At 68.8% G+C, this 26,596-nt stretch carries 27 protein-coding genes; 15 read left to right on the forward strand and 12 right to left on the reverse strand.

All coding sequences use genetic code 11. The annotated features are described in order from the left end of the window. Positions 1-48: 48 nt before the first annotated feature. Both ahpF and ahpC read right to left on the reverse strand, forming a co-directional pair. On the reverse strand, positions 49-1,638 hold the full coding sequence (ahpF, locus tag AC1DYP_RS09645; protein ID WP_477046137.1) for an alkyl hydroperoxide reductase subunit F: 1,590 nt from the start codon (positions 1,636-1,638) through the stop codon (positions 49-51). A gap of 146 nt (positions 1,639-1,784) precedes the next feature. Then, positions 1,785-2,348 carry an alkyl hydroperoxide reductase subunit C gene (gene ahpC / locus AC1DYP_RS09650; RefSeq protein WP_477033806.1) on the reverse strand — a complete coding sequence of 188 codons (564 nt, stop codon included), beginning with the start codon at positions 2,346-2,348 and terminating at the stop codon, positions 1,785-1,787. Positions 2,349-2,529: 181 nt separating this feature from the next. Between ahpC and AC1DYP_RS09655 the strand changes: the two genes are divergently transcribed. The 5 genes from AC1DYP_RS09655 to AC1DYP_RS09675 all read left to right on the forward strand — a co-directional run bounded on the left by AC1DYP_RS09655 (position 2,530) and on the right by AC1DYP_RS09675 (position 7,774). Beyond that, positions 2,530-3,456 (forward strand): hydrogen peroxide-inducible genes activator, encoded by a 927-nt coding sequence (locus tag AC1DYP_RS09655; protein WP_477033807.1) that lies wholly within the window; start codon positions 2,530-2,532, stop codon positions 3,454-3,456. A 43-nt stretch (positions 3,457-3,499) separates the two neighbouring features. Continuing rightward, a complete protein-coding gene (locus AC1DYP_RS09660) occupies positions 3,500-4,492 on the forward strand; it encodes a TraB/GumN family protein (RefSeq protein ID WP_477046138.1) in 993 nt (330 codons plus the stop codon). A 155-nt stretch (positions 4,493-4,647) separates the two neighbouring features. Next, on the forward strand, positions 4,648-5,124 hold the full coding sequence (locus AC1DYP_RS09665; RefSeq protein WP_477046139.1) for a hypothetical protein: 477 nt from the start codon (positions 4,648-4,650) through the stop codon (positions 5,122-5,124). Between the two features lie 34 nt (positions 5,125-5,158). Next, positions 5,159-7,309, forward strand: coding sequence for a M10 family metallopeptidase C-terminal domain-containing protein (locus tag AC1DYP_RS09670; RefSeq protein WP_477046140.1), 2,151 nt, complete (start codon positions 5,159-5,161; stop codon positions 7,307-7,309). A gap of 72 nt (positions 7,310-7,381) precedes the next feature. Beyond that, entirely contained in the window at positions 7,382-7,774 is a 393-nt protein-coding gene (locus AC1DYP_RS09675) for a VOC family protein (RefSeq protein ID WP_477046141.1), read from the forward strand. A gap of 73 nt (positions 7,775-7,847) precedes the next feature. Here AC1DYP_RS09675 and AC1DYP_RS09680 read toward each other — a convergent pair whose 3' ends face one another. Next, positions 7,848-8,270 carry a CVNH domain-containing protein gene (locus AC1DYP_RS09680; RefSeq protein WP_477046142.1) on the reverse strand — a complete coding sequence of 141 codons (423 nt, stop codon included), beginning with the start codon at positions 8,268-8,270 and terminating at the stop codon, positions 7,848-7,850. Positions 8,271-8,583: 313 nt separating this feature from the next. On the opposite strand from AC1DYP_RS09680, the gene ffh reads away from it, so the two are divergent. The 4 genes from ffh (at position 8,584) to AC1DYP_RS09700 (ending at position 11,940) form a co-directional block, all read left to right on the forward strand. Further along, positions 8,584-10,119 carry a signal recognition particle protein gene (gene ffh / locus AC1DYP_RS09685; RefSeq protein WP_477046143.1) on the forward strand — a complete coding sequence of 512 codons (1,536 nt, stop codon included), beginning with the start codon at positions 8,584-8,586 and terminating at the stop codon, positions 10,117-10,119. Positions 10,120-10,143: 24 nt separating this feature from the next. Next, the gene (rpsP, locus tag AC1DYP_RS09690; RefSeq protein ID WP_477046144.1) at positions 10,144-10,722 is read left to right on the forward strand and encodes a 30S ribosomal protein S16; all 579 of its coding nucleotides are present in this window, start codon (positions 10,144-10,146) and stop codon (positions 10,720-10,722) included. A 66-nt stretch (positions 10,723-10,788) separates the two neighbouring features. Further along, positions 10,789-11,358: a ribosome maturation factor RimM gene (gene rimM / locus AC1DYP_RS09695; protein ID WP_477046145.1), complete on the forward strand. Its 570-nt coding sequence runs from the start codon at positions 10,789-10,791 to the stop codon at positions 11,356-11,358. A gap of 9 nt (positions 11,359-11,367) precedes the next feature. Further along, positions 11,368-11,940: an NUDIX hydrolase gene (locus AC1DYP_RS09700; protein ID WP_477046146.1), complete on the forward strand. Its 573-nt coding sequence runs from the start codon at positions 11,368-11,370 to the stop codon at positions 11,938-11,940. Between the two features lie 21 nt (positions 11,941-11,961). Here AC1DYP_RS09700 and tesB read toward each other — a convergent pair whose 3' ends face one another. Next, positions 11,962-12,816: an acyl-CoA thioesterase II gene (tesB, locus tag AC1DYP_RS09705; RefSeq protein ID WP_477046147.1), complete on the reverse strand. Its 855-nt coding sequence runs from the start codon at positions 12,814-12,816 to the stop codon at positions 11,962-11,964. Positions 12,817-12,895: 79 nt separating this feature from the next. On the opposite strand from tesB, the gene AC1DYP_RS09710 reads away from it, so the two are divergent. Beyond that, on the forward strand, positions 12,896-13,825 hold the full coding sequence (locus tag AC1DYP_RS09710) for a histone deacetylase family protein (RefSeq protein WP_477046148.1): 930 nt from the start codon (positions 12,896-12,898) through the stop codon (positions 13,823-13,825). 346 nt (positions 13,826-14,171) lie between these two features. Here AC1DYP_RS09710 and AC1DYP_RS09715 read toward each other — a convergent pair whose 3' ends face one another. Together AC1DYP_RS09715 and AC1DYP_RS09720 are read right to left on the reverse strand one after the other, a co-directional pair. Next, entirely contained in the window at positions 14,172-14,591 is a 420-nt protein-coding gene (locus tag AC1DYP_RS09715; RefSeq protein ID WP_056443546.1) for a PaaI family thioesterase, read from the reverse strand. Continuing rightward, positions 14,588-15,103 (reverse strand): PaaI family thioesterase, encoded by a 516-nt coding sequence (locus tag AC1DYP_RS09720; RefSeq protein ID WP_477046149.1) that lies wholly within the window; start codon positions 15,101-15,103, stop codon positions 14,588-14,590. The genes AC1DYP_RS09715 and AC1DYP_RS09720 overlap by 4 nt, the downstream gene beginning before the upstream one ends. A gap of 41 nt (positions 15,104-15,144) precedes the next feature. Between AC1DYP_RS09720 and AC1DYP_RS09725 the strand changes: the two genes are divergently transcribed. Then, a complete protein-coding gene (locus AC1DYP_RS09725; protein ID WP_477046192.1) occupies positions 15,145-16,152 on the forward strand; it encodes a ligase-associated DNA damage response exonuclease in 1,008 nt (335 codons plus the stop codon). A gap of 7 nt (positions 16,153-16,159) precedes the next feature. Here AC1DYP_RS09725 and AC1DYP_RS09730 read toward each other — a convergent pair whose 3' ends face one another. Continuing rightward, positions 16,160-16,579, reverse strand: coding sequence for a PaaI family thioesterase (locus AC1DYP_RS09730; protein WP_477046150.1), 420 nt, complete (start codon positions 16,577-16,579; stop codon positions 16,160-16,162). Positions 16,580-16,698: 119 nt separating this feature from the next. On the opposite strand from AC1DYP_RS09730, the gene AC1DYP_RS09735 reads away from it, so the two are divergent. The 3 genes from AC1DYP_RS09735 to AC1DYP_RS09745 all read left to right on the forward strand — a co-directional run bounded on the left by AC1DYP_RS09735 (position 16,699) and on the right by AC1DYP_RS09745 (position 20,067). Then, positions 16,699-17,421: a hypothetical protein gene (locus tag AC1DYP_RS09735; RefSeq protein WP_477046151.1), complete on the forward strand. Its 723-nt coding sequence runs from the start codon at positions 16,699-16,701 to the stop codon at positions 17,419-17,421. A 112-nt stretch (positions 17,422-17,533) separates the two neighbouring features. Next, on the forward strand, positions 17,534-18,430 hold the full coding sequence (locus tag AC1DYP_RS09740) for a DUF4349 domain-containing protein (RefSeq protein WP_477046152.1): 897 nt from the start codon (positions 17,534-17,536) through the stop codon (positions 18,428-18,430). A 32-nt stretch (positions 18,431-18,462) separates the two neighbouring features. Then, positions 18,463-20,067, forward strand: a complete 1,605-nt coding sequence (locus tag AC1DYP_RS09745) for a cisplatin damage response ATP-dependent DNA ligase (RefSeq protein WP_477046153.1) — start codon at positions 18,463-18,465, stop codon at positions 20,065-20,067. Between the two features lie 58 nt (positions 20,068-20,125). Here AC1DYP_RS09745 and AC1DYP_RS09750 read toward each other — a convergent pair whose 3' ends face one another. The 4 genes from AC1DYP_RS09750 to AC1DYP_RS09765 form a co-directional block, all read right to left on the reverse strand. Then, positions 20,126-21,352, reverse strand: coding sequence for a multidrug effflux MFS transporter (locus tag AC1DYP_RS09750; protein WP_477046193.1), 1,227 nt, complete (start codon positions 21,350-21,352; stop codon positions 20,126-20,128). Positions 21,353-21,488: 136 nt separating this feature from the next. Beyond that, the gene (locus AC1DYP_RS09755) at positions 21,489-22,370 is read right to left on the reverse strand and encodes a hypothetical protein (RefSeq protein WP_477046154.1); all 882 of its coding nucleotides are present in this window, start codon (positions 22,368-22,370) and stop codon (positions 21,489-21,491) included. Further along, the gene (locus AC1DYP_RS09760) at positions 22,370-23,119 is read right to left on the reverse strand and encodes a hypothetical protein (protein ID WP_477046155.1); all 750 of its coding nucleotides are present in this window, start codon (positions 23,117-23,119) and stop codon (positions 22,370-22,372) included. The genes AC1DYP_RS09755 and AC1DYP_RS09760 overlap by 1 nt, the downstream gene beginning before the upstream one ends. 63 nt (positions 23,120-23,182) lie before the next feature. Then, positions 23,183-24,343 carry a DegT/DnrJ/EryC1/StrS family aminotransferase gene (locus AC1DYP_RS09765; protein WP_477046156.1) on the reverse strand — a complete coding sequence of 387 codons (1,161 nt, stop codon included), beginning with the start codon at positions 24,341-24,343 and terminating at the stop codon, positions 23,183-23,185. A 162-nt stretch (positions 24,344-24,505) separates the two neighbouring features. Here AC1DYP_RS09765 and AC1DYP_RS09770 point away from each other — a divergent pair, with 162 nt between their 5' ends. Next, on the forward strand, positions 24,506-25,489 hold the full coding sequence (locus AC1DYP_RS09770) for a mechanosensitive ion channel family protein (protein ID WP_477046157.1): 984 nt from the start codon (positions 24,506-24,508) through the stop codon (positions 25,487-25,489). Here AC1DYP_RS09770 and AC1DYP_RS09775 read toward each other — a convergent pair. Beyond that, on the reverse strand, positions 25,419-26,594 hold the full coding sequence (locus AC1DYP_RS09775) for a trans-sulfuration enzyme family protein (RefSeq protein WP_477046158.1): 1,176 nt from the start codon (positions 26,592-26,594) through the stop codon (positions 25,419-25,421). The genes AC1DYP_RS09770 and AC1DYP_RS09775 overlap by 71 nt on opposite strands. Positions 26,595-26,596 lie beyond the last annotated feature (2 nt).

Genomic DNA, 26,596 nt, shown 5'->3' on the forward strand with positions numbered 1-26,596 from the left:
CTTCATGAAGGTCCGATCGGGGACGTTTCGCTCCCTGTCGGTCGCGCCCTAGGCGGCCTCTTGCTCGGCGGGAACGTCCGGCTCCAGGCGGATCATGTAGTCGAAGGCCGACAGGGCCGCCTTCGAGCCCTCGCCCATGGCGATGATGATCTGCTTGTACGGCGTGGTCGTCGCATCGCCGGCGGCGAACACGCCGGGCAGCGAGGTCTCGCCGCGATGGTCGACCTCGATCTCGCCGCGCGGGGTCAGGGCCACGCCCGCGTCCTTCAGCCATTCGGTGTTGGGCACCAGGCCGATCTGAACGAACACGCCTTCCAGGTCGACGGTATGGACCTGGTCGTGGTTGCGGTCCTTGTAGGTCAGGCCGGTGACCTTGTTCCCGTCGCCCAGCACCTCGGTGGTCATGGCCGAGGTGACGATCCGCACGTTGGGCAGGCTGGCCAGCCTGCGCTGCAGGACGGCGTCGGCGCGCAGTTGGCTGTCGAACTCGATCAGGGTCACGTGGGCGACCAGGCCCGCCAGGTCGATGGCCGCCTCGACGCCGCTGTTGCCGCCGCCGATCACCGCCACGCGCTTGCCCTTGAACAGCGGGCCGTCGCAGTGCGGGCAGTAGGCCACGCCCTTGTTCTTGTACTCGGCCTCGCCGGGCACGTTGATGTTCCGCCAGCGGGCGCCGGTGGCCAGGATCACGCTGCGCGAGGTCAGGCTGGCGCCGTTCTCGAGCTTGATCTCGATCAGGCCGCCCGGCGTCTTGGCCGGGACCAGGCCCACGGCCTTCTGCAGGTTCATGATGTCGACGTCGTAGTCCTTGACGTGCTGCTCCAGCGCCGAGGCCAGCTTGGGGCCTTCGGTGTGCGACACCGAGATGAAGTTCTCGATGGCCATGGTGTCCAGCACCTGGCCGCCGAAGCGCTCGGCCGCCACGCCGGTGCGGATGCCCTTGCGGGCGGCGTAGATCGCCGCGGCGGCCCCAGCTGGGCCCCCACCGACAACAAGGACGTCGAAGGCGTCCTTGGCCTTGATCTTCTCGGCTTCACGCGCCGTCGCGCCGGTGTCCAGCTTGGCCAGGATCTGTTCCAGGCTCATGCGGCCCTGGCCGAACGGCTGGCCGTTCAGCAGGATGGTCGGCACGGCCATGACCTGGCGTTCCTCCACTTCTTGCTGGAAGAGCGCGCCGTCGATGGCGACGTGGGTGATGTTGGGGTTCAGCGCCGCCATGGTGTTCAGCGCCTGGACCACGTCCGGGCAGTTCTGGCAGCTCTGCGAGAAATAGGTCTCGAAGCGGAACTCGCCCTCCAGGGCGCGGACCTGGTCCAGGACCTCGGCGTCGAACTTGGGCGGGTGACCGCCGACGTGCAGCAGGGCCAGCACCAGCGAGGTGAACTCGTGGCCCAGGGGCAGGCCGGCGAAGCGCACATCAGCGCTTCCATCCGCCCGGTTGATCGCGAAGGACGGCTTGCGGGCGTCGTTGCCGGCCAGGTTCAGGCTGACCTTGTCGGAGGTCTCGGCCACGGACTCGAGCAGCGCGCGCATGTCCTTGGAGCCCTGGCCCTCGCCCAGCGAGGCGACCAGCTCGATCGGCTGGCGCAGGTTCTGCAGATAGGCTTTCAGCTGGGTCTTCAGACCATCGTCCAACATGGCGGGCTCCGACTGTAGGCGCGCGGGGAGGGACGCGACGCCGGATTCTTGGAAACTGGAGGGGTGTCGCCGCCGGCTCCGTGGGCTGACGGAACCGGCGGACGACGCCTGTCGCGGCCCGAAGGCGCGACAGGCTGTAGGCGTGCTTAGATCTTGCCGACCAGGTCGAGCGACGGGGCCAGGGTCTTCTCACCCTCTTCCCACTTGGCCGGGCAGACTTCGCCCGGGTGCGACGCGACGTACTGGGCGGCCTTGATCTTGCGCAGCAGTTCGATGGCGTTGCGGCCGATGCCTTCGGCGGTCACTTCGACGAACTGGATCACGCCTTGCGGGTCGATCAGGAAGGTGCCGCGGTCGGCCAGGCCCACGCCTTCGCGCATGACGCCGAAGTTGTTGGTGATCGCGCCCGACGGGTCGCCGACCATGACGTACTGGATCTTGCCGATGGCGGGCGAGGTGTCGTGCCAGGCCTTGTGCGAGAAGTGGGTGTCGGTCGACACCGCGTAGATCTCGACGCCCAGGCGTTGGAACGTGGCGTAATTGTCGGCCAGGTCTTCCAGCTCCGTCGGGCAGACGAAGGTGAAGTCGGCCGGGTAGAAGAACACGACGGACCACTTGCCCTTCAGGTCGGCGTCGCTGACCTCGACGAACTTGCCGCCCTTGTAGGCCTGGGCGGTGAAGGGTTTGATCTGGGTGTTGATCAAGGACATGAAGTTCTCCTGCAGGAATTGCAAAGGCCTTGTACGCAAGGGAAATCGATAGGACCAATCGATTGTTTCATGCTGGCCGATAGGGTCGCTCTATGCGCCGATCCTGCCGGCCTTCGCGAGTGCAGCAAAGATATCGTCAATTGTCTTTTGATTTCCGATAGATCGCCCCTATCTTGCGGACATGCTCCCCACCCTGCGCCAGCTGCAATATCTGAAGCTCCTGTCCGAGCACGGCTCGTTCAGTCGGGCGGCCGAGGCCTGCCACGTCACCCAGCCGACCCTGTCGGCCGGGATCCAGGAGCTGGAGAAGATCCTGGGCGCCCCGGTCGTCGACCGGGCCCGCTCGGGCGTGATCCTGACCGCGGCCGGTCAGGAAGCGGTGCGCCGGGCCGAGGCGATCCTGGCCCAGGCCGAGGATCTGGTGCAGGCGGCGCGTGGCGCGGGCCAACCGCTGGCCGGTCGGTTCCGTCTGGGCGTGATCCCCACCGTCGCCCCCTATCTGCTGCCGCGCGCCCTGCCTGCCCTGCGCGACCAGTTCCCCAAGCTGAAGCTGTACCTGCGCGAGGACCTGACCCATCGGCTGATCGCCGCCCTGAAGTCCGGCGCCCTGGACGCCGCCCTGATCGCCCTGCCCTACGACATGACCGGTCTGGACTGGGCCCACGTCGAGGATGACGAGCTGTTGGCCGCCGCCCCGGCCAACCACCGCATGGCCGCCTTCGACCGGGTCGATCCCGACAGCCTGCGCGGCGACGACATGATCCTGCTGGAGGACGGCCACTGCCTGCGCGACCACGCCCTGGCCGCCTGCGGGCTGGAGCCGCCGCGCGGCGTCCCCGGCGACGAGGAAAGCTTCGCGGCCACCTCCCTGCCCACCCTGGTGCAGATGATCGGCTCGGGCCTGGGCGTGTCGTTCCTGCCGTCGATGGCGGTGGCGGCGGGCCTGGTCCAGAACGCGCCGGTCACCATCCGTCCCCTGAACTCCGACCATTCCAGCCGCGAGATCGTCGTGGCTTGGCGGGCGGGCTCCAGCCGGGGCGCCGAGGGCCGGCTGCTGGCCCAGACCCTGCGCGATCTGCCGCCCGCCGCGCTTTCGCCACGGCACTAGAGCACCTATCCTCTAGCCACGCTTTGAGGAGACGAGGACGGTCATGGTTCGACGCATATCGGCGCTGATCGGCGGCGCGGCCCTCGCCTTCACCACCCTGGTCCTCCCGGCCCCGGCCCAGACCCCGCCGCCCCAGACCGTCGAGCTGCTTCCCCAGGATCCCGGCAGCGCCGTGGTCGAGGAGCTGTTGGTCGTCGCCCGGCCGCCCGGCCCGGCGCTGTGGCTGGTCGAGAAGGGCGGCGCCAAGCTCTATGTGGTCGGCTCCGCCCCGCCCCTGCCGCACCAGTTGAAGTGGGACAGCCCGCGCCTGAACCGCGCCATGGACGAGGCCAGCCTGGTGCTTGTGCCGCCGGAGGCCTCGGTCGGCCCCCTGCAGGTCACCAAGTTCTTCCTGACGGGGGGCGGCGGCGTGCGCCAGCCGTTCGGCAAGAAGCTGGAGAACCGCCTGCCGCCCGACCTGCTGGCCCGGTTCGTCAGCGCCCGCGAGCGAGCCGAGCGCACCGCCGTGCCCTACAAGGACTGGAAGCCCGCCGTCGCCGGCTTCATCGTACTGTCGGACTTCCGCCAGGCGGCGGGCCTGTCCGAGGCCAAGCCGGTCAGCACCATCGAGCGCATGGCCAAGGCCAAGGGCGTCAAGGTCAAGGCCATGAGCCAGTACCGCCTGGGCCCCATCCTCTCCAGCGCCGGCAAGCTGTCGGACGAGGCCAACCTGGCGTGCCTCCGCGACGCCCTGAGCGAACTGGAGTTCGAGGGCTCTCATCCCGCCACCATCGGGACCGACTGGGCCAACGGCGACCTGGCCAGCGTGCGGGCCCGCTATTCGGCCTCGGCGGCCCAGCGCTGCGTGATGCGCGCGCCCGGCGGCCCCGGCCTGCTGGCCCAGCAGATCGGCCAGTCGGCCGATGCCCTCAACGAGGCCCTGAACCGGCCCGGCGTGACCATCGCCGTCGTCGACCTGGCCTTCCTGCTGCCGGCCAACGGCGTGCTCGACCGCCTGAAGGCCTCGGGTGCGACGATCACGTCTCCAGCCAGTTGACGCTCGCGGCCGAAGCTTGAGCACACCTCAAGATATGTAAACTTCACAATACACGTTACGCTTGCATAACGCTGATTTCCTCGCAAAGGTGATGGGGTCGATGACGCCCCATACCGAACGGCTGCGGGAAATCCATGTCGCCATTCCGACAATTCATGGCATGGGCCTGCGCCCTTACCCCGATCTGGGCCATGATTTGCGGCGGGCCGGCGGCAGCCTCGACCCCGGTCCTGGCCTGGGACGGCGCCAAGCGCCTGGGCGTCCAGTGCCTGGTCGATCCGGACCGGCTGCCTGACCGCCGCCGGCTGCAGGCCGCCCTCTGCGAGCGCGTCAGGGCCCTGGCCGCCGACAAGGCGCCGATCCCGGTCGTCCTGCTGGCGCCCGGCGATCCCCGCCTGATCGCCGCCGACACCGCCGTCCTGCTGTTCCACGGCAATGTTCAGCCCAGCGACGGCAAGGGCGGATCGCTGCTGGTCTTCAGCCTGCGCGTCTTCCGCGCCACGGCCGCGCCGTCCGAGCTGTTCGGCGCCGCGCCGCGCGCGACGGCCCCGCCCCCTGGCCCCCAGTTCGACGCGGCCGTGAACGCCGCCCTCGCCGAGACCCTGCCGTGGCGCTCACGGCCGGCCCCCTGACCCCATGGAACAACCTTTAAAACGGGAAGAACCGATGCGCCTCCACGACGAAAGCCTGGACCAGGATCTCCATCGCGAAACCAGCTTCCCGGTGTTCAACGGGCCGACCGACGCGGTCGCCCCCGCCCTGGACGTCTCGGTCCAGCCGGTCGACGCCTCGGTGGACGGCCAGGGCGGCACGATCCGCGACAAGCCGGTGTTCACGATCGAGCAGGTGATCGAGCAGCTCAATCGCGGCGGGGCCGGCTGGACGCCAGGCAATATCGACCACGCCGTGCCGCGCGACGGCGACGTCAGCGTGCTCAACTTCGGCTTCCACACCGCCGACAGCATGTTCGCCGAGCCCTACGTCTATGAAGAGGACGGCGTGCTCTACGGACGTAACGAGTATTTCGGCTTCGCGCCGTTCACCGAGGCCCAGAAGGCCGCCGCGCGCGAGGCCATGGCCAGTTGGGACGACCTGATCGCCCCCACCCTGGTGGAAAGCGCCCCCGAGGTCGCCGACATCACCTTCGCCAACTACACCAACCGGCCCGGCACCCAGGCCTATGCCTACCTGCCGTACGACTACACGCCCGACAACGCCGACCTGATCGCCGGCGACGTCTGGATCAGCGCCAACCAGCCCAGCAACTTCCAGCTGGATGAAGGCCTCTACGGCATCCACACCCTGGCCCACGAGAGCGGCCACGCCCTGGGTCTCCAGCACCCCGGCGACTACAACGCCGCCCCCGGCGTCAGCATCACCTACCCCGCCAACGCCGAATATTATCAGGACAGCCGCGCCTACAGCATCATGTCCTACTTCGCCGCCGCCGAGACCGGCGCGCGGCACTTCGACTTCAACATCTCGACCACGGTCTACGCGGCCACGCCGCTGGTGCACGACATCGCCGCCATCCAGGCGATCTACGGCGCCGACATGACCACGCGGACGGGCAATACGACCTACGGCTTCAACAGCAACGCCGGGCGCGATTCCTACGACTTCACCAAGACTCCGGCCCCGGTCATGGCCATCTGGGACGCCGGCGGGATCGACACCCTGGACGCCTCGGGCTACGCGACCGACCAGATCATCGACCTGACCCCCGGCTCGCTCAGCAGCATCGGCGGCGTGACCTTCGAGACCGCCCCGTCGTTCGAGCAGGTCAACGCCAACCGGGCGGCGGCGGGCTACGCCCCCGTGGCCCAGGCGACCTACAATTCGAACATGGCCGCGCTGGCCGCCAACCCCGTGGTCGGCCGGCTGACCGACAATGTCGGCATCGCCTACGGCGCGACGATCGAGAACGGGGTGGGGGGTGGCGGCTCGGACCGGCTGATCGGCAACACTGCGGCCAATATCCTGATCGGCAACGCCGGCAACGACACGCTGGAGGGTCGCGACGGCGCCGACATCCTTCTCGGCGGGCTGGGCAACGACATCCTCGACGGCGGCCTGGGCGTCGACAAGATGACCGGCGGGGCCGGCGACGACCGCTATGTGGTCGACAGCTGGCGTGACACGGTGACCGAGCTGGCCGGCGGCGGGAGCGACACCGTCTGGAGTTCGATCAGCTACAGCCTGGGCTCCAACCTGGAGAACCTGCGTCTGACCGGCGACGCCAATCTCGGCACGGGCAACAGCCTGGCCAACGTCATCGAGGGCAACGACGCCATCAACCTGCTGAGCGGCGAGGCCGGGAACGACAGCCTGTTCGGGGCGGGCGGCAAGGACATCCTGCTGGGCGGCGCGGGCAATGACCGGCTGAACGGCGGCGGCGATTTCGACATCCTGGTCGGCGGCTCGAGCAACGACGTCTTCGTCTTCGACAGCGCCGCCTTCGACGACCCCTCGCTCGAGAATGGGGACCTGTCGATCGACTTCATCAGCGACTACGCCCGCGGCGACCTGTTCGACTTCAGCGCCCTGGACGCCAACAGCACGCTGGACGGCGACCAGTCTTTCTCGCTGGTCTCGCACCTCGCGGCAACCGGGGCGGGCCAGATCATGGTCAGCAGCTACGCCAGCATCTTCTCGGCGATCGGCGCCCTGGGCGGCGTCGATTTCGGGGTGTTCGGACTGGCGGGGCTGTTCGAGCGCGCCTCGGTCATCTGGGGCGACCTGGACGGCGACGCCGAGTCGGACTTCGCCCTGCTGGTCTCGGGCGGCGGCCTGTCGACCACGGGCTGGCTGCTCTGATCCGCCGGCCTTGCCTCCGGCACGGGCGATGAATACCTCGGACGGGACCGCTTTCCGTCCGAGGATTTCGTCATGCGCCTGCTCGGCATCGACCACGTGGTGATCCGCGCCCGCGACCCGGTCGCCCTGGAGTGCTTCTATGTCGAGGTGTTGGGCTGCGCGGTCGAGCGGCGGCAGGACGCCATCGGCCTGGTGCAGCTGCGGGCCGGCGCCCAGCTGATCGACCTGGTCGACGTCGCCGGGCGCCTGGGGCGAATGGGCGGCGCCGCGCCGGGACCCGACGGCCACAACATGGACCACCTGTGCCTGCGGGTGATCGACTTCGACGTCGACGCGGTCCGCGCCCATCTGGAAGCCCACGGCGTCGCCGTCGGCGACATCGGCGAACGCTACGGCTCGACCGGCGAGGCGACCTCGCTCTATCTGGCGGATCCGGAAGGCAACGGGCTGGAGCTGCGAGGCTGAGATCGGAAGGTCGCCGGAGCGCCCCGGATGGGGGGAAGCGGAGCGCTCCGGCCGCCGGGTCTGGAGCCGGCGATCAGTAAGTCAGGTTGCCGTTGGTGTTGCCGATGTTGTTCAGCGGCAGGCTGGTGGCGTTGCTGCCGCCGCCGCTGTTGCGGCACAGGGCCGTCAGGGTCGCGCCCTGGGCGTTGGCTGTGATCTGGATGTTGCCGCAGCTCTTCTGGAACGTGCTGGCGCCGCCGCTCTGCACCAGATTGCCGTTGCTGTTGCCGATGCCCTGCAGAACAAGCGACGTGCCGTTGGCCGAGCCGTCGGCCTTCAGGCACATGGCGTTCACCGCCGCCTGGCTGCCGGAGACGTAGGCGAAGGTGATGTTCGAGCAGGTGTTCTGGAAGCCGCTGGCCGCGGCGGCCGGCGTGGCGATCCCGATCATGGCCGTCGAGCCGAGGCCGGCCAGGGCCAGCGCCAGGGCGCCGGTCGTCTTGAAGAGTTTGGACATGTCTTCCTCCCTATTGTTGTTGGCCACCGAAGCGGCTGCACGCGATGCGGGCGCGGCGAAGCTATCACAACCTATTAGGGATACAATACGCCATACTCGCAAAACGGGTATGGCGTGGGGGCGGGTTTTGACTCCTCGCGCCTTTCCGTGCATAAGCGCGCGCTTCCGGCGCTTCATCAGCAGCGCCTCCACCGTCACGACCCCGGCCTGCTAGCGCAGGATTCATCCGGACGAGGACGGCGAGGACCCCCATCGACGTGATCGTCCATGGGGGCTGATCGCGTTTGGATGTTGTCTTAAGCCAGGGTTCCGCATGTTCGACGGCCTTACAGAGCGACTTTCAGGGGTCTTCGACCGCCTCGGCGGTCGCGGCGTGCTGTCCGAGAAGGACGTCGACGAAGCACTGCGCGAAGTCCGCGTCGCCCTGCTGGAAGCCGACGTCGCCCTGCCGGTGGTCAAGGACTTCATCAGCAAGGCCAAGGAAGCCGCCTCTGGCGAAGCGGTGATCCGCTCCGTGAAACCGGCCGACCAGGTGGTCAAGATCGTCTATGACGGTCTGGTCGACATGCTGGGCGGCGAGGTCCCCACCGGCCTGAACCTGGCCCTGAACCCGCCGTCGGTGATCCTGATGGCCGGCCTGCAAGGCTCGGGCAAGACCACCACCACCGGCAAGCTGGCCCTGCGGCTGAACAAGATCGAGCGCAAGAAGGTGCTGGTCGCCTCGCTCGACACCCGCCGTCCGGCCGCCATGGAACAGCTGGCCATGCTGGCCAAGCAGGTCGAGGTCGAGAGCCTGCCGATCGTCGCGGGCCAGAGCGCCGCCGACATCGCCAAGCGCGCCATGCTGGCCGCCAAGCTGGGCGGCTACGACGTCCTGATCCTCGACACCGCCGGCCGCACCACCCTGGACGAGGCGATGATGAGCGAGGCGGCGGAAATCGCCCGCATCGCCACGCCGACCGAGACCATCCTGGTCGCCGACAGCCTGACCGGCCAGGACGCCGTGCGTACGGCGAAAGCCTTCCACGAGCGCCTGCCGCTCACGGGCCTGATCCTGACCCGCGCCGACGGCGACGGCCGCGGCGGCGCGGCGCTGTCGATGCGCCACGTCACGGGCCTGCCGATCAAGTTCCTGGGCGCCGGCGAGAAGATCGACGCCCTGGACGTGTTCGACGCCCGCCGCGTGGCCGGCCGGATCCTGGGTCAGGGCGACGTCGTCGCCCTGGTCGAGAAGGCCGCCCAAGACCTCGACGTGGCCGAAGCCGAGCGCATGGCCAAGAAGCTGGCCAAGGGCCAGTTCGACCTCAACGATCTGGCGGCCCAGCTGGGCCAGATGCAGAAGATGGGCGGCATGCAGGGCATCATGGGCCTGCTGCCAGGCGTCCAGAAGGTCAAGAAACAGATCGCCGAGAGCGGCATCGACGACAGCATCTTCCGCCGCCAGCAAGCGATCATCGGTTCGATGACCAAGCTGGAGCGCAAGAAGCCCGACGTCCTGGCCGCCTCGCGCAAGCGCCGCATCGCGGCCGGGGCCGGCGTCGACGTCGCCGAGGTCAACCGCCTGCTCAAGCAGCACCGCCAGATGGCCGACATGTTCAAGGCCATGAGCAAGGACGGCGGCAAGGGCATGGCCCGCATGGCCCAGATGATGGGCGGCGGCGACATGTCCCGGCTCAAGGCCATGGGCGGCGGCAAGGCGGCCGCGTCCGATCAGAATTCCGCGGGGGGCCTTGCCGGCCTTCCGGGGCTCCCCGGTCTTCCGGGATCCGGGGGCGGCGGCGACGCCAAGCCCAACCTCCTCTCCGGTCTGGGCGGCCTGCCCCCCGGTTTCAACCCGTTCAAGAAATAGAACTCAGAACCAAGGACTACCGATATGCTGAAGATCCGTCTCGCCCGTGGCGGCGCCAAGAAGCGCCCCTACTACTCGATCGTCGTCGCCGACAGCCATTCGCCCCGCGACGGCCGCTTCATCGAGAAGGTCGGCACCTACAACCCGCTGCTCAAGAAGGACGACGCCGCGCGCGTGACCCTGAAGGTCGAGTCGATCCAAGCCTGGCTCGCCAAGGGCGCCCAGCCGACCGACCGCGTCGCCCGCTTCCTGGCCGCCCAAGGCCTGGTCCAATGGACCCACGGCAACAACCCCGAGAAGGCCAAGCCGGGCAAGAAGGCCCAGGAACGTGACGCCGAGCGCACCCAGCGCGACGCCGACCGCGCCGCCGCCGAAGCCCAGGCCAAGGAAGACGCCAAGGCCGCCGCCGAAGCCGCCAAGGTCGCCGCCGCCGAAGCCGCTGCTGAAGCCGCCGCCGCTCCGGCTCCGGAACCGGAAGTCGTCGCCGAAGAAGCTCCGGCCGTTGAAGCCGCTGCCGAAGAAGCTCCGGCCGCCGAAGAGGCCCCGGCCGCTGAAGCCGCCGCTGAAGAAGCCCCGGCTTCGGAAGAAACCACCGAAGGCTAAGGCCTTCGGAAGCGCCGCCGCCGGGCTCCCGCCTGGCGGCGGCGTTTTCTTTTGCGCGATACGCTCATGACCCAATCGTCCCCGCAGAACCTGATCCTGGTCGGCCGCGTCGCCGGCGGCTTCGGCGTACGCGGCGAGGTGCGGATCGCGACCTTCACCGAAGACCCGCTGACCCTGACCAGGTTCAAGGTGCTGATGCGCCAGGACGGCTCGCCCGCCCTGACCCTGACCACCGCCCGCGTGGCCAAGGAGGGCGTCGTCGCCCGCTGCGTCGGGATCGAGACCAAGGAAGCCGCCGACGCCCTGCGCGGCCTGCGGCTCTACGTCCCCCGCTCGAGCCTGCCCGAGCCGGACGAGGACGAGTTCTACCTGGCCGACCTGATCGGCCTGACCGTGCGTCACGCGGCCACCAACGACCTGATCGGCAAGATCAAGAGCGTCCAGAACTTCGGCGCCGACGACCTGCTGGAGATCACCCCGGCCCTGGGCGGCCAGACCTGGTACCTGCCCTTCACCCGCGCCGCCGTGCCCGAGGTGAAGATCGCCGAGGGGTTGGTCCTGGCCGATCCCCCGGCGATGGTGGGCGAGCCGGAAGGGCCTGTTGAAGACCCTCTCGAAGGCGAAGACCAAATCTAGGAGCCGGCCATGACGTCCGACGGCAAGTGGCGGGTGACGGCTTCGCGCTACATCCTCAAGGATCGCTGGATCGCTCTGCGCGCCGACGACTGCCTGACCGCTGACGACGTGTCGGTCGCACCCTACTACGTGCTGGAATATCCGGACTGGGTCGAGATCGTGGCCCTGGACGCCGAGGACAACGTGCTTCTGGTGCGCCAGTACCGGCACGCCATGGGCGAATTCACCATCGAGCTGCCGGCCGGGGGCATGGCACCCGCGGACACCGACCCTTGCGTCGCGGCGACACGGGAGTTGCTGGAGGAGACCGGCTGCGCCGGCGTCATGACCTATGTCGGCGAGGCTCGTCCCAACGCGGGAACCCATACTAACCGCATCCACACGCTGCTGGCGCGCAACGTGATCCAGACCGCCGAGCCCAAGGACGACCCCACCGAGCGCATCGAGCACTTCTGGGTTCCCGCCGCCGAGGCGCTGCGCATGGCCCTCGCTGGTGAACTGGTCGTGGCCATGCAGGTGAGTTCGCTGCTGCGGGGACTGACCCAGGCGGGCGTGGCCAACATCAGCGTCCGCGACCGCTGAGGCGCGGACGGCCAGAGGGCGCTATTTGCGAACTCGCATCAGGCATTCCTGGGCCACCGAGGCCACCAGCTTGCCGTCGCGGGTGAACATCTGGCCGCGCACCAGGCCGCGGCCCTGTGAGGCCGACGGGCTGTCCTGCGAAAACAGGATCCAGTCGTTGAAGTCGAACGGATGGTGGAACCACATGGCGTGGTCCAGGCTGGCGGCCTGCAGGCCGGGCGTCGTCCAGATCATGCCGTGCGGGCGCAGGGCGCTTTCCATGAACGCCATGTCCGAGGCGTAGGCCAGGGCGCACTGCTGCAGGCGGACGTCGTCGCCCAGCGGGGCGCGGGCCCGCATCCAGACCTGTTTGGTCGAGGACTTGGGCGTCGGCTTGGTCGGGTGCTGCGGGTCGACCCAGCGCAGGTCCACCGGCCGGGGATATTCGGCCATCTTCACGAAGCGCGGATGCACCTCGTCGCCCAGCGAGCGCATGTATTCGGCCTCGGTCGGCAGGCTTTCCGGATCGGGGGCGTCGGGCATCTCGCTCTGATGCTCCAACCCCTCTTCGGGGGTCTGGAACGAGCAGGCCAGGTTGAAGATCTGCTCGCCGTGCTGGATGGCCGCCACCCGCCGGGTGGTGAAGGTGCCGCCGTCGCGCGCCCGTTCGACCTCGTAGAGCACCGGGGCGTTCACGTCGCCGGGCCGGATGAAATAGGCGTGCAGCGAGTGGCAGATGCGGTCGGGCACGGTCTTGTAGGCCGCGGTCAGGGCCTGGGCGATGACCAGGCCGCCGAAGATGCGGGGAAAGCCGTCATTGGGGCTGACGCCCCGGAACAGGTTCACCTCGATCGGCTCGAGGGTCAGGATTTCGGCGAGGTTCTCGGGCGTGCGCATGGCGGTTGGTTAGGCGCGTGAGGCGGACGGGGCAAGTCGTGACCTTGCGTCAGGCCCTTGGGTTTCCCATCGTTGCGTCATGGCCACGCCTTTTCCCCCCGTCGCACCGCCCATCATCCACCACCCCGCCTTCCGCGCCGAGATGCCGGCCGGCCACCGCTTCCCGATGGACAAGTTCTCGCGGCTGGCGGCCGTGCTGGAGGCCGAGGGCGTGGCGGGGCCGGCCGGTTTCGTCCTGCCCGAGCCGATCGACCTGGACAGCCTGCTGCTGATCCACGACGAGGCCTATGTGCGCGGGGTGATCGACCTGACCCTGCCGGCCGACGTGGCGCGGCGGGTCGGCCTGCCCAACACCGAGTCTGTGGCCAGGCGGGCTCAAGCGGCCGTGGGCGGCACCCTGGCGGCGGCGCGCCTGGCGCTGGAGCACGGGATCGCCTGCAACACCGCCGGCGGCAGCCATCACGCCCAGGCGGACACGGGCGCGGGGTTCTGCGTGTTCAACGACGTGGCGGTGGCGGCGCGGCGGCTGCTGGCGGAGGGCAAGGTCGGCCAGGTCCTGGTCGTGGATCTCGACGTCCACCAGGGCGACGGCACGGCGCGGATCTTCGAAGGCGATCCCAGCGTCTTTACCTTCTCGATGCACGCCGAGAAGAACTTCCCGGCCCGCAAGGCGGTCAGCGACCTGGACGTCGACCTGCCGGACGGCACGGGCGACGAGGCTTATCTGAGAGAGCTGAGGGAGATCCTGCCGGATCTCTTGGCCCGAACGGCGCCGGACCTGGTGTTCTTCAACGCCGGGGTCGATCCGCACGCGGACGACAAGCTGGGGCGTCTGTCCCTGAGCGACGAGGGGCTCGCGCGACGCGAGGCGTTCGTCCTGGGCTCATGTCTGGAAAGGGGGATCCCGGTGACCGGGGTGATCGGCGGCGGATACGACGCCGACATCGATCGATTGGCGCATCGTCACGCCCTTCTCCACCGGGCGGCCCGAGAGGCTCTGAGAGCCTGAAGGGTCGCGCTTCCGGTGGAGCTACGCGGCGATCACTTAGAAGCTCGGGGCGATGGAGCCGATGATCACGACGAGGGGCAGCATGGCCAGGACGATGGTGGCGAAACCCGAGAAGGCGTTGTTCGAGAAGGACATTGTCTTAGTTCCCTGTTGGTCCGGCGCGCCGTCCGCGTCCGGTGATCAGGGGTATAGGCCCGCGGGATGGTGAACACCCGTTACCTTTGCTTCATGAAGCGTTTTTAAGAAACGTTGACACTGATAATCGGCATTACAGAGGTGTAATGTTGTCGATCTATATCGTTGCAGTGGAAACTTTCACCTTCAAGACCGACGTTCGACGTGCGGATCAGTCCTCCGCCGAGGTCAACAGGAAATGACCGCGCAGGGCCGCGATCGGCGCGGCGCGCTGCTCCTGCCAGGCCTCGACGTGGACGTTGGCGATCCGCCGGCCGACCTTCTTGATCTGGGCGCGGGCGAAGGTGGTCAGGGGGCGGCCGGTGCGCAGGTACTCGATCGAGACGTCGATGGTGCGCGGCTGGCGCTTCAGCGGCTCGGCCACCGACAGCTGGGCCAGGGCGGTCATCTCCATGAAGGCCCCCAGCACGCCGCCATGGATGGCCGGCAGCATCGGATTGCCGACGATGTGGTCGGAGAACGGCAGGATGGCGGTCATCTCGTCGCCGGCCAGCTCGGCGCGCATGCCGATGAACTTGGCGTAGGGGATCGAGCCGAGCACGGCGATCAGACGGGTGTCGGCGTCGCTCATGCGGCGTCTCCCTTACTGGCGCCCAAGTCCTTGCCGCGGGGCGGCTTGAAGTTGGCGCCGGGCTTCTTGCCGGCGCTGGAGTCCAGCATGAAGGCGGCCTGGGCGGCGGCGACCGGGTCGTCGGGATCGTCCTCGTAGGCCACGGCGCGCACGAAGGCGACCGAGCGGGTGACCTTGTAGCAGTGGGCGCGGGCCAGCACGTCGCGCCCCGGCTGGGCGGGCCGCATATAGTCGATGCGCAGGTCCAGGGTGGCGATCGAGGTCCATTCGCTGAGCGCGGCGTGCACCGCCTGGCCGCTGGCGTGGTCGAGCAGGGTGGTCACCACCCCGCCGGCGATCACGCCGGTCTCGGGATCGCCGACGATCTCGGGCCGGTACGGGACCTTGAGGATGGCCACCGCCTCGCCGATCTCCAGCGTCTGGAAGCCGAGGGCCCTGGCCTGGGGGCTGCCCTCGTTCATGGTGTTGGCGATCAGGCGATGCTGTTCGCCGGCGCTAAGATCCGTGCTCATGGGATAGGTTTATAGCCGCGCGCGTTGCCATATCCATCGTGATGAAGCCTCAGGACCTGATCTGTCCGAAGCCCGACGGGCTGTATTGCCCGCCCGGAGACTTCTACATCGACCCCGTCCGCCCCGTGGACCGGGCGGTGATCACCCATGGCCACGCCGACCACGCCCGGGCCGGCCACGGCGTCGTGGCGGCCACCCCCGAGACCCTGGCGATCATGGCCGAGCGCTACGGCGAGGACTTCGCCGGCCGCCGCGAGCCGATCGCCTGTGGCCAGAGCTTCACCCACAACGGCGTCGAGGTCTCCCTGGTCCCGGCCGGCCACGTGCTGGGTTCGGCCCAGGCGGTGATCCGCTGGAAGGGCATGACCATCGTCGTCTCCGGCGACTACAAGCGCCGCCGCGACCCTACCTGCCCCGCCTTCGAGCCGGTCCCCTGCGACGTGTTCGTGACCGAGGCGACCTTCGGCCTGCCAGTGTTCCGCCACCCCGACGACGCCGGCGAGATCGCGGCCCTGCTGAAGTCGGTGGAGCAGTTCCCCGAGCGCTCGCACATCGTCGGGGCCTACGCCCTGGGCAAGGCCCAGCGGGTGATCAAGCTGCTGCGCGAGGCCGGCTGGGACAAGACCATCCACGTGCACGGGGCCATGGAGCGGCTGAACCGCCTCTATGGCCGCCACGGCGTCGACCTGGGCCTGCTGGCCCCGGCCACGACGGGGACCAAGAAGGACTTCGAGGGCGCGATCATCATCGCCCCGCCCTCGGCCCTGGCCGACCGCTGGTCGCGGCGCTTTCCCGATCCGGTCGACTGTTTCGCCAGCGGCTGGATGCGGGTGCGGGCGCGGGCCCGCCAGCGCGGGGTCGAACTGCCGCTGATCATCTCCGACCACGCCGACTGGGACGAGCTGACCGCCACCCTCGACGAGCTGCGCCCCGGCGAGGTGTGGATCACCCACGGCCGCGAGGAGGCGCTGGAGCGCTGGTGCGAGCTGGAGGGCATACCGGCGCGGGCGTTGCGGCTGGTGGGCTATGACGAGGAGGAGGGGGAGTGATCCTCCGTCAGCTTGGGGTCACCACCTTGAACGTCGCCCGCGCCCGCGCCACCGGCTTGTCGTCGGCCAGCACCGTGGCCTCGGCGTAGCACAGGCTCTTGCCCGGCTTGATGAAGTCGGTGTCGAAGGCCAGCCACTGGCCCAGTTGGGCGGCGGCGATGTAGTCCAGCCCCAGCGAGACAGTGATCAGGCCGCTGCTGGGGATCTTCAGCCGGGTCAGCATCACCCCGCACGACAGGCCCATGGCGTTGTCGGCCAGGGCGGCGATCAGGCCGCCGTGCGGATTGCCCCGCGAATTGGTGTGCGGCTCGCGCACCTCCAGCGCCAGCACCCAGCGGTCGTCGCGGATGTCGGCGAAGATCGGCTCCCACGGCGAGGTCAGCGGGCTCTTGCGCGGATGCGGGACGAACGGCTCGGGCGGGGTCATGGTCGCCTCCAGGTCCGGGCTCCGGACAGGATCAATTCAAACAGATGTTCGAATTAACTTCAAGCCTCGCGCCTGTTCTCGCGACCATGCTAGCGTCGCCGCAGGATCGGGGGACCCGCATGGCTATCCGCAATGGCGCGCTGAAGCTCGACGCCGACAAGGTGGTGCAGACGCTCGATCACCTGAAGGCCCGGGTGGCGGAGCGGTTTCCGGCGTCCGGCCTGTCGGAGGTCTGCGACCAGCTGACGGCGGTGGCCCGGGTCACCGCCCGACGGGCGCGGCGGCTGTCGCGGCCGTATCTGGGTCTGCGGACCCTGGTGGCGGTGATCGCGATCCTGGCGATCGGGGCCGAGGCGGGGCTGATCAGCCGGCTCGACTGGCTGACCAGCCTGCGCAACGCCGGCGCCCTCAGCCTGGCCCAGAGCCTGGAGCCGGCGGTCAACCTGCTGCTGCTGTCGGGCGCGGCGATCTGGTTCCTGGTCTCGCTGGAGTCGCGATGGAAGCGCTCGCGGGTCCAGAAATCCCTGCACGAGCTGCGGTCGTTCGCCCACGTGATCGACATGCACCAGCTGACCAAGGACCCGACCCTGGTGCTGGGCCCGCGCACCGCCTCCTCGCCCGCCCGCGAGATGAACCGTTTCCAGTTGGCCCGCTATCTGGACTACTGCGCCGAGATGCTGGCCCTGACCGCCAAGCTGGCGGCGCTCTACGCCGGCGAGAGCGACGACCCGGTGGTGGTGGCCGCCGTCAACGACATCGAGACCCTGACCTCCGACCTCGGCCGCAAGATCTGGCAGAAGATCATGATCCTGGGCCAGCTGGACGAGACGCGGGCGGGCTGAGGTCGGAAGCCGACGCCGCCCCTTCCAGACCGACATATTAGTCCTGTAAATTTTACTCTGGTGTCCTCGCGCGAGCCTGCTAGCGTGGCCTTGGCGACAAGGGAGAGAGACCATGCGTATCGGCGTCCTGGCGGCCTGTCTGACGGCCTCGAGCATCATCCTGACCGGCTGCGGCCGGAGCGGCGGCTCAATGCCGATGGCCGACACCGCGGATGCTTACTTCGCCGAGCTGCCGCCGGCGGTCGCGAAGGCCGCGCCGCCGCCCGCGAACGCGCCCGGCCCGTCGGCCGAGGCCGTCGCGACCGCGCCGATGATCGCCTATGTCTATAGCGACGTGATCTGGGCCCCGGCCGATCGGGTCAAGCCGCTGATGCAACTGCACCAGAAGGCCTGTGTCGACGCCGGGCCGGTCGTCTGCCAGGTCGTGTCGATCCAGCAGAGCCAGGGCGAAGACGCCAGCGCCACCCTCGAGGTTCGCGCCACGCCGGCCTGGATCGCCAAGCTGCACGGACGACTGGACGGCGACCTCAGGACGGTCGGCGCCCGGATGACCCATTCCGAGGTCAGCAGCGAGGACCTGACCCGGGCCATCGTCGACGGCGAGGCCCAGCTGCGCGCCCAGACCACCCTGCGCGACCGCCTGCAGAAGCTGCTGGCCGAGCGTCCCGGCAAGCTGGCCGAACTACTGGAGGTCGAGCGCGAACTGGCGCGGGTGCAGGCAGAGGTCGATGCGGCCCAGTCGAACCTGGCGGTGATGAAGACCCGGGTGGCGACCTCGAGCCTGACCCTGACCTACCAGTCGCAGCAGCCCACGGCGCGGGCGGCGGGTTCGTGGGGCGCGCTGGTCGAGGCCCTGCGCGACATCCAGTCGACCCTGGCCTCCAGCCTGGGGGTCCTGGTGCGGGTCGCCGCTTTCGCCCTGCCCTGGCTGCTGGTCATCGGCCTGCCGCTGTGGCTGCTGCGCAAGCGCCTGCCGCGCCTGGGCCGCAAGCCGAAAGCGACCGAGTAACGGTCCGCCCCCTCGCGCGTTGAAGGACGACCATGCGCGCCTTCGCCCATCTTCTCGACCGGCTGTCCCTGACCAGCTCGCGCAACGCCAAGCTGACCCTGATCAAGGACTTCCTGCGCGAGACGCCCGATCCGGAGCGCGGCTGGGTGCTGGCGGCCCTGACCGGGGCGCTGTCGTTCAACGCGGCCAAGCCGGCCTTCGTCCGCAAGGCGGTCGAGAGCCGGATGGACGCCCAGCTGTTCGCCTGGTCCTACGACTATGTCGGCGACCTGGCCGAGACCGTGGCCCTGGTCTGGCCGGAAAAGCCGGGCGCCAACCGCGAGCCGGACCTGTCGGAGGTGGTCGAAAGCCTGCGCACCGCGTCGCGAACCGAGGTGCAGCGGTTGATCGAGGGTTGGCTGGACGCCCTGGACGCCGACGGCCGCTGGGCGCTGCTGAAGCTGATGACCGGCGGCCTGCGGGTCGGCGTCTCGGCGCGGCTGGCCAAGCAGGCCTGCGCCGATTTCGGCCAGGTCGAGATCGGCCAGGTCGAGGAGGTCTGGCACGCCATGACCCCGCCCTACGGCGATCTGTTCGCCTGGCTGGAAGGGCGGTCCGAACAGCCCTCGCCCGACGCCCCGGGCCGCTTCCGGCCGGTGATGCTGGCCCAGGCCATCGACGAGGCCGTCGACTTCGCCAAGCTGGACCCCGCCGACTACGCCGCTGAGTGGAAATGGGACGGCATCCGCGTCCAGGCGGTCAGCGAGCACGGCGAAAAGCGGCTCTACACCCGCACCGGCGACGACATCTCGGCGACGTTCCCCGACGTGGTCGAGGCCCTGACCTTCGAGGGGGCGATCGACGGCGAGCTCTTGGTGATGCGCGACGGCTCGGTGGCCAGTTTCGGCGACCTGCAGCAGCGGTTGAACCGCAAGACGGTCGACGGCAAGCAACTGGCGACCTATCCCGCCGGCATCCGCGCCTACGACCTGCTGCTGGACGGCGAGACCGACCTGCGCGGCCTGCCGTTCGTCGAGCGGCGCAAGCGGCTGGAGGCTTTCGTGGCCGAGGCCAAGAGCCCGCGCATCGACCTGTCGCCGATCCAGCCGTTCGACACCTGGGAGGGGCTGGCCGCCTTGCGCGCCGAGCCGCCGGAAGGCGACCCGACGATCGCCGAGGGCCTGATGCTCAAGCGCTGGGACAGCGTGTACGAACCGGGCCGGCCCAAGGGGCCGTGGTTCAAGTGGAAGCGCGATCCCCGGCTGATCGACGCGGTGCTGATGTACGCCCAGCGCGGCCACGGCAAGCGGTCCAGCTTCTATTCCGACTACACCTTCGGGGTCTGGCGGGAGGACGAGACCGGCACGCGCCATCTCACCCCGGTGGGCAAGGCCTATTTCGGCTTCACCGACGAGGAGCTGAAGCAGATCGACAAGTTCGTGCGCGACCACACCGTCGAGCGGTTCGGCCCGGTGCGCTCGGTGCGCGCCGACCTGGAGTTCGGGCTGGTGTTCGAGGTGGCGTTCGAGGGGCTGCAGCGCTCGACCCGCCACAAGTCCGGCGTGGCCATGCGCTTCCCCCGCATCAACCGCATCCGCTGGGACAAGCCGTCGCGCGAGGCCGACGAGTTGGAGACCCTGGAGCGGATGCTGGACTGATCTTCAAATTCCACTCAGCAAGTCACAGCCAAGCTTGAGCCAAACTTGACAATAAGCCCTAGTGGACCGCTCCCGCCCCTTCGAGGGCCGGGGCGCCCGCGCCCGCATGGAACATCCGGCCCTTCTCGGTGATCAGCACGGCGATCAGTCCGGCGATGCCGAAGCCCGCGAAGCCCAGGGTCAGGGGCACGGTGGTGCCGTCGAACAGCTGGCCGATCCAGAAGCCGAACAGCGCCCCGCCGATGGTGGTGATGAAGCCCTGCACCGAGGCCGCGGTGCCGGCCAGATGGCCCAGCGGCTCCATGGCGATCGAGCCGAAGTTCGACATCACCAGGCCGAAGCAGAACATCATCCCCGCCTGCAGCAGCGAGAACGTCCAGAGGGTCTCGTGGCCGCTCAGGGCGACCAGGGCGTGAACCACCGCGAAGGTGAGGTAGCCCATCAGGGCGACGTGCGAGACCAGGCGCATGCCCAGGCGGCCGACGATGCGGGAATTGAGCAGCGACGAGACGGCGATGCCGGCGGCGATCGCCGCGAAGATCAATGGGAACGAGCGGCCAGCCCCCAGCACGTCGACAAACACCTGCTGGGCCGAGTTGAGGAAGCCGAACAGCCCGCCCAGCACCAGGGTGGCGGCCAGGGTGTAGCCGACGGCGACACGGTTGGTCAGGCACTCCTTGAACGCCGCCAGCACCGGCGTGACCTCAAGGGGTACGCGGTCTTCCGGATGCAGGGTCTCGGGCAGCTTGATCCACGACCAGGCGATCACCGCCAGGCCGAAGATCGACAGCACCCCGAACACCCACGGCCAGGGCGCGACCAGCAGGATGGCCTGGCCGACGGAGGGGGCGATGATCGGCACGCCCAGGAAGACGATGAACGACAGCGACATCACCCGCGCCATCTGCCGGCCGCTGTAGCAGTCGCGGACGATCGACACCGACAGCACCCGCGTGGCGGCCGCCCCGACCCCGCACAGGGCGCGGGCGATCAGCAGCATCTCGAACGAGGTCGCGAAGGCGCAGAGGGCGGCGAACACGACGTAAAGCGACAACCCCACCAACAGCACCGGCTTGCGCCCGTACCGATCGGCCAGCGGGCCGTAGACGATCTGGGCCACGCCGAAGCCCAGCAGATAGGCGGTCAGGATCCATTGCCGCTCGTTGGCGCTGGCCACGTTCAGGGCGTCGCCGATCTGCGGCATGGCCGGCAGCATCGAGTCGATGGCCAGGGCGTTGGTGGCCATCATCGCCGCGATCAGGGCGACGAACTGACCAAACCCCATGCCGGGATGAGGCGACGGCTTCTCGATGGTCGACATGATCTCGGTTTCCCGCCCACGGACGCCAGTGCGCCGGGCGGGCGCGAGACGCTACGGCGCCGATATAGGCGCGCATCGCCGTCCCGCCAACAGATCGCGCCTAGGAGCCCATCTGGAACTGGATGCTCACCGTCTGGTCGTCGCCCGCCTTGGAGGCGCCCTCCTGCGACTGGCCCACGCTGGCCACGCGCAGCAGGGGCTGCGACCCAGGCTGTTCGGGCGGCGCGTTGCGCAGGGCGGCCAAGGACGGCTGGGCGGCGGTCAGCGCCTGATGGAAAGCCGCCGCGCGCTGCAAGGCCAGGCTGGCGGCCTGCTGTCCTTCGGCGCTGAAGGCGTCCAGATTGGTCTGGCTGACGACGTTGGCGACGGCCAGCTTGGGTCCGCTCTGGCAATCGGCCGACGCCGCCACGCCATAGCCCAAGCAAGGCAGACGCCCCATCAGGATGCGGGCGACCTGGCCAGCGATCCGCTGTCCCTCGGGTGAAAGCGTGGCCGATCCATGGACGAACAACTGATCGGCGCGGAAGCTGAGCGAGCCGCTGGACGGATCGCCGGCGATCGGCACCTTGGCGTCGCGCAGGTCGGAGTCCAGCGCTTGCATCAGCAACTTCTGGGCGTCGACGATCGAGACCGCTTCAACCGAGACCTTGGTCGGCGGCGAGAACGCGAAGCAGCGGCGCTGTCCGGCCGCGCCTTGGCCGGTCTCCGAGAGAGTGGCCTCCGGCACGCACAGGACCTGGGCCTTGTAGTCGATTTCGATGTCGGCGGTCTTGGGCGTGAGGTCGGCCGCCGTCTGCAGCAGGGCGGCCGTCTCAGGATGCTTGGCCGTGGTGAGCTTGGCCGTCGTCGAGCGGAACTCGAACGCGAAATAGCTGAGCATGATGATGAAGATGAAGATCACCCCCACCATCATGTCGGTCATCGAGACGTAGTAGCTTTCGCCTTCCTCGACATCGACCGTACGACCGCGCTTGCGCCGCATCAGGCGGCGTCCACGGCGGCGGTCCTGCCGGCGAGGGCCGCCTCGATCCGGCCGAGCACCGCCAGCTGCTCCAGCATCACCTTTTCCGGCGGCGCGAAGCGGACGCAGGCGTCCAGCAGCGCGAAGAAGTGAGCCTCCTGCGCCTCGATCGCGTGGCGTCGGCGTCGGGCGACCAGGCGCAGGATGATCGAGGCGAGCACCCCGGCGATCGACGTCCAGAACTTGGTGGCGGCAATGGTCAGCAGGTTGATCAGAGCGCCCTGCATGGCCGCCCCGCCGCCGCTCATGGCCGAGGTCGCCTCGGTCAAGGCCGCGACAATGCCCATGAAGGTGATCACTAGGCCGATCGCCACCATGATGTTGGCCCACCACTCCAGGGTGCGGGCCGGCGTGTCGGCGAGGTCGAAGGCGTCGGAGGCGTGGATCGAAGCCGCCAAGCGCCCATCCTCGGTCGAGGTCAACTGACTTCGATAATGGGCCCAGCCCAGTTCAAGCACCGGATGAGCCACGCCGCCCAGGCCCTTGTCGACCGCCTCGAAAGCCTCGGCGAACGCTTTCTGCCGATCGCCGCGCAGGTCCTCGAGCAGGTCGGAACGCCGCCGCAGGTCGTCCCGGAGGGGCGAATACTCGAAATGTCCGGACTGGAAGATCAAGCCGATCGCGAAGACCAGGATCGCGCCAGCCATGGCCAGGGCCGCGCCGGGCATGCTGAACACCGCGACCACGAATGACGTTACGGGATCGTGCATTGGAACCTTCGAATCAACTTGCGCGCCACAATACCCCGAGGTGGGGCACGATTAGGGCGCAGCTCAGCCGTTAAAGGCGCGGATCGCGTCGATGATCCGTTGTTGGTCGGCTTCCGCCAGATAGGGATGCATCGGCAGGGCCAGCACGCGCTCGGCCTTGGCCTCGGTCACCGGCAGGCCGCCGGCCCCACGCGGGAAGTCGGCATAGGGCGCCTGCACGTGCATCGGCACGGGGTAGTAGACCGCCGTCGGGATGCCCTGGGTCTTCAGATGGGCGGCCAGGCCGTCGCGGTCGGCGTGCTCGATCACGTACTGGGCCCAGACCGACACCCCGCCGTCGATGACCTTCGGGGTGGCGATCACCGCGCCCTTCAGGCCCTGGGCGTAGCGGTTGGCCACCACCTGGCGCAGGTCGATCTCCTCCTGGAAGATCGCCAGCTTCTCGATCAGGATCGCCGCCTGAAGGGTGTCCAGTCGCGAGTTCATGCCGATGCGGGTGTTCAGGTACTTGGTGTCGTGGTCGAAGGTGCGGCCGACCAGGTCGGGGGCCACGGCCTTGCCGTGCACCCGGAAGCTGTCCATCAGGTCCCAGAGCTCCTGGTCGTTGGTCAGCACCGCCCCGCCGTCGCCGTAGCAGCCCAGGGGCTTGGCCGGAAAGAAGCTGGTGGTGGCGACGTCGGCCCAGTGCAGCGGATGCTTGCCGTCCAGGGTGCAGCCGAAGCCCTGGGCGCTGTCGGAGATCAGCTTCAGGCCTTCGCGGTCGCAGATGGCCTTGATCGCCGGATAGTCGGCGGGCTGGCCGAACAGGTCGACGGCGATCACTACCCGGGGCGTCAGCTTGCCGTCGGCCTTCACGCCGGCGATCGCCGCTTCCAGCCTGGCCGGATCGAGGTTGAAGGTGTCTTCCAGCACGTCGACGAACACCGGCGTCGCCCCGACCCACGGCACGACTTCGGGCGTGGCGGCGAAGGTGAAGGACGGGCAGAACACCGCGTCGCCGGGACCCACGCCCCAGGCCATCAGCGGCAGGGCGATGGCGTCGGTGCCGTTGGCGCACGACAGGGCGAGCTTCGCCTGGCCGAACGCCGCCAGCTTGGCCTCGAACTCGCGTACCTGCGGACCCATCACATAGGCCCCGCTGTCGAGGACGGCGGCGATCGCGGCGTCGATCTTGGCGCGGATCCGGCGCTGCTGCGCGGCGAGGTCGATGAAGGACATGCTCATGGGCGGCGCTCTTAGAGGCGGATCGGCTCGGATTCGAGCCAATTGATGTAACCGAGTGTTTCCGGAGAACGAAGCGCCGCCTTGGCGGGGAACGGGGTCGGGCCCTGTTTCGTTGACGGGTCTTCGTTGACGGTTCGGGGCGGGGGCGCCATCGAGAGATCCATGCAGACCAAGCCGAACCTGATGCCCGCCGACGCTTCCCTGCCGTCCATCGCCAACATCAAGGCCGACGAGACCATGTTCGGGCATTTCCTCGACTGGCTGGGCAAGCTGGCGGTGAACCTGGTCGTCGCCGCCCTGATCCTGTTCGTCACCTTCTGGGTGGCCGGCTGGCTGGCGGGCGTGGCGCGCCGCGGCCTGGGCCGGGTGCATCGCAAGAACCCCGACCCGACCTTGGAAAGCTTCATCGCCTCGCTGGTGCGCTACGCCGTGGTCGCCGTGGGCCTGGTGGCGGTGCTGCAGCAGGTAGGCGTGCAGGCCACCTCGATCATCGCCGTGCTGGGCGCGGCCTCCCTGGCCATCGGCCTGGCCCTGCAGGGCGCGCTGTCGAACGTGGCGGCCGGGGTGATGATCCTGCTGTTCCGGCCCTACAAGGTCGGCGACGTGATCGAGACCTCGACCCGCAACGGCACGGTCAAGTCGCTGGACCTGCTGTTCACCGAGATCGCCACCCCCGACAACGTCAAGGTGATGATCCCCAACAGCAAGGTGTTCGGCGACGTCATCCTCAACTACTCCACCCACCGCAACCGGCGGGCCGACGTGGTGTTCAAGGTGCCGCTGAAGACCGACCTGGTCACCGTGCTGCAGAAAATGCGCGAGCGGGCCGAGGGCGATCCGCGGGTGCGCCAGGACCCGGCCCCGATGATCGAGGTCGTCGACCTGTCCGAAGCCTTCGCCCAGGCCGCGATCCGCGTTTGGACCGCCAAGGAGGACTACGGCCCGGTCCGGACCGACCTGATGCTGGCCGCCCACCTGTGGGCCGAGGACCCCACCCGGATCCTGCCGCCGCCCCGCCCGTCCAAGGCTCCGGATCCCTCGCCGGTCATGCCCGGCGACAAGGACCATCACCTGTTCAGACTGCCAAAGCCTCGGAGAGGTCGGCAATCAGGTCCTCGCAGTCCTCGATCCCCACCGAAAGCCTGATCAGGGTGTCGGAGATGCCCAGGGCCGCGCGCTGATCGGCCGGGATCGAGGCGTGGGTCATGATGGCCGGGTGCTCGATCAGGCTCTCGACCCCGCCCAGGCTTTCCGCCAGCGTGAACAGGCGCGTGCGCTCCAGCATCCGCTTGGCGGCGCCAACGTCGCCCTTCAGCTCGACCGAGATGATCCCGCCGAAGCCGCCCAGCATCTGGCGCTTGGCCAGGTCGTGCTGCGGATGGCTGGGCAGGCCGGGATAGATCACTCGCTCGACATCCTTGCGGGTCGACAGCCACTTGGCGATGGCCAGGGCGCTGTCGCAGGCCCGCTGCATGCGCAGGGCCAGGGTCTTGACGCCTCGCAGCGCCAGGAAGCTGTCGAACGGCCCCAGCACCGCGCCGACGGCGTTCTGCAGGAACTTCAGCTTCTCGGCGATCTCGGCGTTGTCGCCGACCACCGCCACGCCGGCCACCACGTCGGAGTGGCCGTTCAGGTACTTGGTGGCCGAGTGCATGACGATGTCGAAACCCAGCTCCAGCGGCCGCTGGACGAACGGGCTGGCGAAGGTGTTGTCGGCCACGGTGATCAGGCGGTGCTTCTTGGCCAGGGCCGCGATGCCGGCCAGATCGGCCAGGCGCAGCATCGGATTGGTCGGCGTCTCGACCCAGATCATCTTCGTTTCGGGCGTGATCGCCGCCTCGATGGCCGCCAGGTCGCCCATGTCGACGAAGCTGAAGGCCAGGCCGGCCGAGCGCTTGCGCACCTTGTCGAACAGCCGGAACGAGCCGCCATAGAGGTCGTCGCTGGCGATCACGTGTGCCCCGCTGTCGAGGATCTCCAGGATCGTCGAGGCCGCCGCCAGGCCCGAGGCGAAGGCGAAGCCGGCCGTGCCGCTCTCCAGGTCGGCGATGCAGCGCTCGAAGGCGAACCGGGTCGGGTTGTGGCTGCGGCTGTACTCGAAGCCCTTGTGCTCGCCCGGACTGGACTGGACGTAGGTCGAGGTCGCGTAGATCGGCACCATCACCGCCCCGGTCGTCGGATCGGGGAACTGGCCGCCGTGGATCGTGCGGGTGGCGAAGGCCAGGCGGTTCTTGCCGGGGATGTCGGTCATGG

The sequence above is a fragment of the Caulobacter sp. P1_D6 genome (genome assembly GCF_056406095.1).